At 49.3% G+C, this 670-nt stretch carries 1 protein-coding gene and 1 pseudogene; both read right to left on the minus strand.

Translation table 11 applies throughout. From position 1 onward, the window contains the following. A partial coding sequence (locus ACFSKV_RS03415; RefSeq protein ID WP_465270306.1) for a DUF7507 domain-containing protein occupies nucleotides 1–528 on the minus strand: 528 nt, incomplete at its 3' end. A gap of 33 nt (nucleotides 529–561) precedes the next feature. Continuing rightward, nucleotides 562–669 (minus strand): annotated as a pseudogene (locus ACFSKV_RS20555) (DUF7507 domain-containing protein); the annotation flags it as partial. Nucleotide 670: the final 1 nt, after the last annotated feature.

Below are 670 nucleotides of genomic sequence, written 5' to 3' on the forward strand. Positions count from 1 at the left end.
CACAGTCGCCTGTGGATCCGTCACCACAACTCCGGTCAAGGTCACGTTGCCCGTGTTCTCAACTGTAAAGGTATACGTGATCTGGTCGCCCGCACTCGCCCTGCCGTCCCCGTCAGTGTCGTTGTACAATCCGGTTTTTTCTATCAAAATCTCTGCAAGAGCCGGTTCAGGAGTAATGGTAGCATCATCAATTGCTTCAACTGGGCTTCCATCTGCACCAACACCTGTTGCTGTTGCAACGTTTGTGATAGCAACGCCATTATCAATATCATCTTGGGTCACAGAATAGGTTGCTGTGTAAGTTACCGTCTGACCAGGGGCAACATTATTTACAGGATCAGAAGTGGATGGTGCACTTAAGGTCCCTGTACCGGGGTGTACATCATTCAAACTGATACCATTGATGGTTACATTCCCTGTATTTGTAACTACATAAGTATATGTGATCAGATCGCCATTCAATATCTCAGCGGTTTTATCAGCCGATTTAGTCAAACTTATCGCAGCAATCCTTGTAAAGTTCTGCACGTCATCGTCCGTATCCGTCACATTTCCGTTGTACTGGCCCGTAGCCGTCGCAACGTTGGTGAACGTGCCCGCATCGATGTCCGCCTGTGTAAGCGTGTACACCGCCGTGAAGGTACTGTTGTCAACCGCTCCCGGGGCCATC

This window comes from Shivajiella indica (assembly GCF_042683085.1).
Classification (GTDB): domain Bacteria; phylum Bacteroidota; class Bacteroidia; order Cytophagales; family Cyclobacteriaceae; genus Shivajiella; species Shivajiella indica.